This is a genomic window from Alkalibacterium sp. s-m-28 (genome assembly GCF_054658175.1).
Window position 1 is genome coordinate 1 of sequence record NZ_BAAGIQ010000087.1, and the last position, 7,649, is coordinate 7,649.

General features: G+C 37.1%; 10 protein-coding genes. All 10 read left to right on the forward strand.

Annotated features, from left to right (window positions below):
• Positions 1 to 437: 437 nt before the first annotated feature.
• Genes ACYQ4S_RS09760 through atpC form a run of 10 tightly spaced genes read left to right on the forward strand, consistent with a single transcriptional unit; the run spans position 438 to position 7,459 of the window.
• Positions 438 to 668: an AtpZ/AtpI family protein gene (locus ACYQ4S_RS09760; protein WP_346025207.1), complete on the forward strand. Its 231-nt coding sequence runs from the start codon at positions 438 to 440 to the stop codon at positions 666 to 668.
• A 15-nt stretch (positions 669 to 683) separates the two neighbouring features.
• The gene (locus ACYQ4S_RS09765; RefSeq protein ID WP_346025206.1) at positions 684 to 1,055 is read left to right on the forward strand and encodes an ATP synthase subunit I; all 372 of its coding nucleotides are present in this window, start codon (positions 684 to 686) and stop codon (positions 1,053 to 1,055) included.
• A gap of 39 nt (positions 1,056 to 1,094) precedes the next feature.
• Positions 1,095 to 1,769: a F0F1 ATP synthase subunit A gene (locus ACYQ4S_RS09770; RefSeq protein ID WP_459770871.1), complete on the forward strand. Its 675-nt coding sequence runs from the start codon at positions 1,095 to 1,097 to the stop codon at positions 1,767 to 1,769.
• 59 nt (positions 1,770 to 1,828) lie between these two features.
• Positions 1,829 to 2,098, forward strand: a complete 270-nt coding sequence (gene atpE / locus ACYQ4S_RS09775; protein WP_346025204.1) for an ATP synthase F0 subunit C — start codon at positions 1,829 to 1,831, stop codon at positions 2,096 to 2,098.
• Positions 2,099 to 2,143: 45 nt separating this feature from the next.
• The gene (locus ACYQ4S_RS09780; protein ID WP_346025203.1) at positions 2,144 to 2,698 is read left to right on the forward strand and encodes an ATP synthase F0 subunit B; all 555 of its coding nucleotides are present in this window, start codon (positions 2,144 to 2,146) and stop codon (positions 2,696 to 2,698) included.
• Positions 2,686 to 3,234 (forward strand): ATP synthase F1 subunit delta, encoded by a 549-nt coding sequence (atpH, locus tag ACYQ4S_RS09785; RefSeq protein ID WP_346025202.1) that lies wholly within the window; start codon positions 2,686 to 2,688, stop codon positions 3,232 to 3,234. The genes ACYQ4S_RS09780 and atpH overlap by 13 nt, the downstream gene beginning before the upstream one ends.
• Positions 3,224 to 4,735, forward strand: coding sequence for a F0F1 ATP synthase subunit alpha (gene atpA / locus ACYQ4S_RS09790; protein WP_346025201.1), 1,512 nt, complete (start codon positions 3,224 to 3,226; stop codon positions 4,733 to 4,735). Before atpH ends, atpA begins: the two co-directional genes overlap by 11 nt.
• 12 nt (positions 4,736 to 4,747) lie before the next feature.
• Positions 4,748 to 5,626 carry an ATP synthase F1 subunit gamma gene (atpG, locus tag ACYQ4S_RS09795; RefSeq protein WP_459770875.1) on the forward strand — a complete coding sequence of 293 codons (879 nt, stop codon included), beginning with the start codon at positions 4,748 to 4,750 and terminating at the stop codon, positions 5,624 to 5,626.
• On the forward strand, positions 5,616 to 7,016 hold the full coding sequence (atpD, locus tag ACYQ4S_RS09800; protein ID WP_346025200.1) for a F0F1 ATP synthase subunit beta: 1,401 nt from the start codon (positions 5,616 to 5,618) through the stop codon (positions 7,014 to 7,016). Before atpG ends, atpD begins: the two co-directional genes overlap by 11 nt.
• A 2-nt stretch (positions 7,017 to 7,018) precedes the next feature.
• Positions 7,019 to 7,459 (forward strand): ATP synthase F1 subunit epsilon, encoded by a 441-nt coding sequence (gene atpC, locus ACYQ4S_RS09805; RefSeq protein WP_346025199.1) that lies wholly within the window; start codon positions 7,019 to 7,021, stop codon positions 7,457 to 7,459.
• The last annotated feature ends 190 nt before the right edge of the window (positions 7,460 to 7,649 follow it).

Genomic DNA, 7,649 nt, shown 5'->3' on the forward strand with positions numbered 1-7,649 from the left:
GTCATTTTTGTTTTATACTTATCCATGCTGTAAGTCCTTTGTTTTGGTCTTGGATAAGTCATCCAACCCCATTATAAAGGACTTTTTTATATCATGAAACAGTTAAATTTTTAATGCAACACTAGTGGTAATAGTGATGACCTGATTTTCTCAGGTAACACTGGTATTATATATAATAGAGGACTGAAAAATACAGCAAAGTTATTTTCAAAAACCACAAAATAGTCTAAGAAAAATATTAAAAACATAAACTTTTAATGTTAAACTTAAAAAGTGAGCGTCAAATAAGGAAATAAAACGTACTTTACATGCAATTAAAAATAAAAAAACATAGTGATTTTTGTAACAATACATTGCGATAAAGCACAAATATTGTTACACTATATATTGACGCACTTTTAGTAAGAGAAAAAAAGGATGTCTTGGGGGAGGGTTTTTTGAACAAGAAAGCAGATAATAAAAAGAAAGAAAAAAACAGTGAGACCTTACGAGCATTAGCTAATTTCTCCCATATAGGAGTTATGATAGCTGCTTCCATATTAATAGGGGTATTATTAGGTCGTTTTTTAGACAATAGACTTGGCTCGTCACCTTGGTTACTATTAGTCTTTTCCTTACTTGGTGTCGGAGCGGCCATTAAATACTTATTTGATATGCCAACAAAATAGTGAAGAGGGAATAAAGTGACTTTATCAAAAATAGCAAAAAAAATGATTTATTCGATTGGTATCATCTCGGTAGCTACTTTAGTGCTTGCTTTTTTATATTACCGTTCTATGGAATTTGTTCCATTTTTACTAGGTATTTTAATAGGTTCTATAACGAGTATTTTAAAAGTCATTCTACTAGAACGGACAGTTAATACTTCTATGAAAATGGATAAAAAAGACGCAGGGAAATATGTCAGTCTTCAACATTTAATAAGATTGTTTATTTCTGGAGCTGTTCTGCTTATCGGCGCTCTTGTAGACAGTATTAATTTATGGGGAGTAGTTGTCGGTATATTATCTTATCAATTAGCCGCATACAGTACTAAATCAGTCATGAATGGATAACTCAAACTAAGATTGAATGAAGGTGGTGATCAATTAACAATGTTAGATATAAACAATATAGCTATACTAGAAATATTTGGATTTGAGATTTTAATTACAGAAACAATCGTCAATACATGGATTATTATGGGTATTCTTATTGTTTTAGCTATTCTTGCTCGAATAAAATTAAAGTCCTTTAAAGTTGTTCCAACAGGTGTCCAAAATATCATTGAGACAATTGTTGAAATGTTTGATACCTTCGTCGTTAACACCATGGGGTCAAAACTATCTTACATCGGTAGTTGGTTTTTCATGGTCTTTGTATTTGTTTTATCTGCCAGCTTACTTAGTCCATTTGGGTTAAGAGCACCAACTGCAGATTTTGCGACGACCTTCGCACTTGCTTTTGCAAGTTTTCTACTCATGCTCATTTTAGGTTTCAAACATAATAAAGGGGACTACCTTAAAACTTTTTTTGAACCACACTTTATCTTTTTTCCACTCAACATAATTGGAGAACTTGCTAAACCTGTTTCACTCAGTTTCCGACTGTTTGGTAACGTATTGTCAGGTACAATTATTCTGACCCTTTATTATGGTTTAACACCATTTCTTGTTCAAATAGGTATCCCAGCTGCTCTATCTGCATTTTTCGATGTCATTATCGGTGCTTTGCAGACTTATATATTCGTGATATTAAGTATGATGTATATTAAAGGCGCAGCAGATTAAAATTCATTGCAAGACTTAATTTATGTAAAAAAATTATAGAAAATTTATGGAGGATGTATATGGAAACTTTAGGAACTATTATTAGCGCAGCGCATATTGCCGCTGCAATCGCATTACTCAACGGACTATTTACAACATTTGGGCAGTCGAAAGTGGTTTCAACAGCCATTGAAGGAATCGCAAGACAACCAGAGGCAAGTGATGACATCAGAAGTGCGATGTTTGTCGGTCTAGCCATGGCAGAGACTTCCGGTATTTACGGACTCTTAATTGCCATCATTATGCTATTTGCCAATCCATTAGTAGAAATTTTTGTCAACTTACTCTAATAAAATGAAACAAGACAACTGTCTAATAAGAAAGGGGTCGTTTACTTGCAAAATGAGATGTGGTTTTTAGCTCAAGCTCTCCCCGAAGGACGTGTCTTTGGTTTGGATGGACAGACCTTGATGGATATCGGCATTCAGTTATTTAACGGGATTTTATTGGCAGTGATATTAGGAGCCATTTTATACAATCCTGTTAAAGAGTTTATGCAAAAGCGTACAGAAAGCATTCAGGAGAAATTGGATGACTCCGATGCCACGATGTTGACAGCTAAAAATTTAATAGATGAATATGAAGAAAAAATTGAAAATATAAATAAAGAACGTCTTACTATACTAGAAGAAGCACGTGCTCAAGCTCAGGAAGAGAGTGACCTCATCCGCCAAGAAACTAAATTAGAAGCTGAAGAAACCAGAGCACGCATGCAAAAGAGTATGGAAGCCGAGAAAAAACGTATACAGGATGAATCACGTCTTTATATTATTGAGACGGCTGCTTTAATGGCTGAAAAATATGTTGCTTCTTCTATTAACGAAGAAGACCATATAAAGCTTTTTGAAGAGGCTTTGACTGATTTGGAGGAATCCAAATGGCAAAGTTAAGAGAACGTTACGCACAAGCACTCTATGATTTGTCAATTGAAAATGACAATATAAAAAAGACATTACGAGAAGCAACTTTAGTGAACAATGCCTTAAATGAAGAAGAGGTTCAATTTTTTTTGCTTCATCCTCATGTCTCTGATTCAGAAAAACACCAATTATTTGAATCAACTTTTTCTGAACACATTGAATCATTTTTATTAAACTTTTTACATTTAATGATTGATAAAAATAGAGAAGGCTTAATCATTCCAACTTTAACAGAATTAATTACACGTATAAAAAGACAGTTAAATCAAACAGAAGCCACAGTCGTTTCAGCTAAAGAGTTAACTGAAAAACAAGTGGAGGCTATTAGAGAGTTACTCACTAAAAAAACACAGATGGACATAGAGTTTCATTTGAAAGTAGATCCTGATGTGATTGGTGGATTTTATATATTGATAGATGGGTTCGTTTTTGACGGGACTGTCCGAACACAACTCATTAAAATGAAAGAAAAACTGAAAAGAGAGGGGGTCGCCCATGTCAGTTAATCCAGCTGAAATAAGTAAAGTCATAAAAAAACAGATAGAAAATTATGCTTCAGAAAATACTTTTACAGAAGCCGGAACAGTTATACGAGTAGGTGATGGTATAGCTCGTGTCCATGGATTAGAAAATGCCATGAGTGGTGAACTCTTAGAATTTTCTGATGGAACTCAAGGGATGGCATTAAACCTAGACGAAGACAGTATAGGTGTCGTTGTTATGGGATCAGATTCAGGTATTAAAGAAGGAGACCCAGTCACTTTAACAGGAAGAATGACAGAGGTACCCGTTGGTGATGGGCTCTTAGGGAGAGTTGTTAACTCCTTAGGTGAGCCAATTGACGATAAAGGACCTATTTCGGCAAATCATTATCGCCCGATTGAAAGTCAAGCGCCAAGTGTCATTATGCGTCGAGAGGTTGACCAGCCTTTACAAACTGGAATAAAAGCGATTGATGCTTTGGTTCCCATTGGAAAAGGGCAGCGAGAGTTAATTATTGGTGATAGAGAAACGGGTAAGTCGGCCATTGGAATTGATACGATTATCAACCAAAAAGAGACGGATGTGCACTGTGTCTATGTCGCTATTGGCCAAAAAGCTTCAACAGTGGCACGCATTATCAGTGTGTTAGAAGAAACAGGCGCAATGGACTACACGACTGTTGTCTTCTCGTCAGCAAGTGATTCAGCACCTTTACAATACATTACACCTTACGCAGGAACTGCGATAGCGGAAGAATGGATGAATCAAGGGAAAGACGTGTTAGTCGTATATGATGACTTATCTAAACACGCTGTATCATACAGAGCCATAAGCTTGCTATTAGGACGTCCACCAGGGCGTGAAGCGTATCCTGGAGACGTATTTTATTTGCACTCGCGTTTATTGGAACGTGCTGCTTCAATGAGTGAAGAGTACGGTGGAGGAACTTTAACAGCTCTTCCAATAGTTGAAACCCAAGAAGGGGATATCTCAGCTTATATTCCGACAAATATTATTTCCATTACCGATGGACAAATTTATTTAGAATCAGATTTATTTAATAGTGGCGTACGTCCAGCCATTAACCCTGGTTTGTCCGTATCCCGTGTAGGAGGAGCCGCTCAAATCCCTGCTATTAAACAAATAGCCGGACCTCTCCGTATAGAATTTGCCCAGTATAAAGAACTGGCTGCTTTTTCTCAATTCGGATCTGATTTGAATCCAGACACGCTCGAACGGTTGAATCATGGTGAACGTATTATGGAAGTACTCAAACAGTCTCAGTATAGACCTATGGCGATAGAAGATCAGGTTCTGGTTTTTTATGCTTTAAGTCAAAAGCATTTAACAGATATTGATATGAGACATATTAGAAAATTCCAAAGAGATTTACTTTCACATATCAGCAATGTGGCTCCTGAAATTAAAAAAGAATTGAAAGAAACAGGAGTCTTGACAGACGAATTAGCCGATCAAATAGATAGTTTAATTAAAGACGTTAAAAACCAACACGATTACAGCTAGGGAGGGATAGATCTGAGTTCTACAAGAGATATAAAAAAACGAATTGCCAACGTTAGTTCTGTGGAACAAATTATTAAGGCCATGGATATGGTCGCATCCACAAAATTAATCAGAGCGAGAGAATCCTTAGATGGTATCCGTCCGATTTACCTTAATTTGAAACGTATCGTCACTGAGTTAGGCAAACAAATGGAGAATGCTGAGCATAAGTTCTTTAAAGAAAGAACAGATACAAAGAACACTCTTTATGTTGTTTTAACAAGTGACAGAGGTTTATCTGGAAGTTATAACTCAAACATTTTATCCAAAGCTTTGAAACACATGAATAAAGGTAAAAATGAAAAATTAATCGTCGTTGGAACGAAGGGTATAGACTTCTTTAAAAGAGAAGGAAAAGATATTATACGTTCAGTTTATGATATCTCGGACGATAATGTATTTTATGGTACTGAGAACATGGCTCAGAATATACATGATGTCTTTTTATCAGACGAGGTTGACATAGAAGAAGTCTATCTCGTTTATACTCATTTTGAGAACGTCTTAACACTTGAACCAAAGATAGAAAAACTGTTACCTGTTGAAATGGATGAAAGTGATGAGAATTATATTACTGATATTAAATTCGAACCAGGGACAGATAACTTCATAGACCATGTCGTGCCATTGTATCTGCATATGAGTTTATTCCGTGCCTTTTCAGAAGCCCATACCAGTGAACAAGCGGCTCGTATGGTCAGCATGGATGCGGCAGGTAAAAATGCAAATGACTTGGTCGAGGATCTAAATCGTGTCTATAACAGAAAACGTCAAGCTGAAATTACGCAAGAATTAAGTGAAATAGTAGGAAGTGCAGAAAGTATGAAAAAAGGAGGTACGGATGACTATTAAAAACAAAGGAAACATTATTCAAATCATCGGGTCTGTTGTCGATCTTCAATTTGATGATGACTTACCCGCTTTATACAATGCCATCGAGGTCGACTATAAAGAGGATACAATCGTCTTAGAAGTCATGCAGCACCTTGGAGACAATAGAGTGCGCTGTGTATCCATGCATCCGACTGATGGCTTGACTCGTGGAATGGAAGCTATTGATACAGGTGCTTCTATTTCCGTTCCTGTAGGACAAGAAGTCTTAGGACGAATGGTTAACGTATTAGGAGAGCCAATCGATAACGGTCCTGAAATAGAATCCGAAGAGAAATGGTCCATTCATAGAGATGCTCCAGCTCTTAAAGACCAAAAAGCGGAACCTGAGATGTTAGAAACAGGAATTAAAGCGATCGATTTATTATGTCCCTTCTCAAAAGGAGGTAAAATTGGTCTCTTCGGCGGTGCCGGTGTTGGGAAGACAGTTCTCATTATGGAACTGATTAACAGTATCGCACAAGAACATGGCGGCCGATCTGTCTTTGTCGGAGTAGGGGAGCGTACCCGTGAAGGGAATGACTTATACTACGATATGAAAGATTCGGGTGTTATTGACAATACCTCTTTAGTATTCGGTCAAATGAACGAACCGCCAGGAGTCCGTATGCGTGTGGCTCTAACAGGGCTCACAATGTCGGAATATTTTCGAGATGAAGAGAAGCAAGATGTTCTATTATTCGTAGACAATATTTTCCGATTTGTACAAGCTGGATCAGAAGTATCGGCTTTACTCGGACGTACACCCAGTGCAGTAGGCTATCAACCCACTTTAGCAACAGAAATCGGTGCATTGCAGGAAAGAATCACATCCACTCAATCCGGATCGATTACATCTGTACAAGCCATTTATGTGCCGGCAGATGACTTTACAGACCCAGCAACAGCGACGACTTTTGTCCACTTGGACGCAGTAACTATTTTATCTCGTTCCGTTGTGGAACAAGGCATTTACCCAGCGATTGATCCATTAGAATCTTCTTCACGTATTTTAGAAGAAGATATCGTTGGAAAAGAGCATTACCAAGTTGCCCATCGTGTCCAAAATATTCTTCAGCGTTACAAAGATTTACAGGATATTGTAGCAATATTAGGAATGGACGAGTTATCTGAAGAGGATAAACTAGCCGTTAACCGAGCAAGAAAGGTTCAGCGTTTCTTATCTCAACCTTTCTATGTAGCAGAGAAATTCACAACTGTTCCAGGTAAACATGTAACGATTAAGGAGACAGTTCAAGGATTTAAGGAAATTCTTGACGGAGTACATGATGGTATTCCAGAAGGGTATTTCTTAAATGCTGGTTCCATAGATGACGTTGTTCAAAAGTATAAGAATGACCAAGGTGATTAAAAATGGATGAATTAAATAATAAAAAGAAACTTAATTTAACTATTACAACACCTCGTGGAGTCAAATTTGAAGAAGAAGCTGATATGGTTATCATGCGGGTGCTGGATGGAAATATTGGTGTTCTTCCAGGACATGAACGTATTTCTACTGTTTTAGGAGACGGAATCCTTCGCTTCATTAATAATGATGTCGAAAGAAAACTTGCCGTTTTTAGTGGAATTGCTGAGGTTAACGATGATAATATTAATATTTTCACAACAATCGCTCAGCCACCAGAAGAAATTGATTTAGAGCGTGCTGAACAAGATCGTCAAAAAGCAGAAGCTGCTCTGGCAGAAAAACCAAAAGAACCGTATCTGCAAAGAGCTCATTTGATGATTCGTCGCTCATCAGTGCGTATTGAAGTCAGCCAAGAATATTCGGAAAATATCAGTGATGATTAACAAACTGAAGAAAGTAACCCAGAACTGGACAGATGTCTTGTTTTGGGTTTTTTTATATGTTCGACCACTAGTGTTGCATTAAAAATTTAACTGTTTCATGACATAAAAAAGTCCTTTATAATGGGGTTGGATGACTTATCCAAGACCAAAACAAAGGACTTACAGCATGGATAAGTATAAAACAAAAATG

What these genes read in the sequence shown, in the direction of transcription:
- atpD (WP_346025200.1), top strand. Translation starts at nt 5,616, where the DNA reads ATGACTATTAAAAACAAAGGAAACATTATTCAAATCATCGGGTCTGTT.
- atpA (WP_346025201.1), top strand. Translation starts at nt 3,224, where the DNA reads ATGTCAGTTAATCCAGCTGAAATAAGTAAAGTCATAAAAAAACAGATA.
- atpE (WP_346025204.1), top strand. Translation starts at nt 1,829, where the DNA reads ATGGAAACTTTAGGAACTATTATTAGCGCAGCGCATATTGCCGCTGCA.
- atpH (WP_346025202.1), top strand. Translation starts at nt 2,686, where the DNA reads ATGGCAAAGTTAAGAGAACGTTACGCACAAGCACTCTATGATTTGTCA.
- atpC (WP_346025199.1), top strand. Translation starts at nt 7,019, where the DNA reads ATGGATGAATTAAATAATAAAAAGAAACTTAATTTAACTATTACAACA.
- ACYQ4S_RS09770 (WP_459770871.1), top strand. Translation starts at nt 1,095, where the DNA reads ATGTTAGATATAAACAATATAGCTATACTAGAAATATTTGGATTTGAG.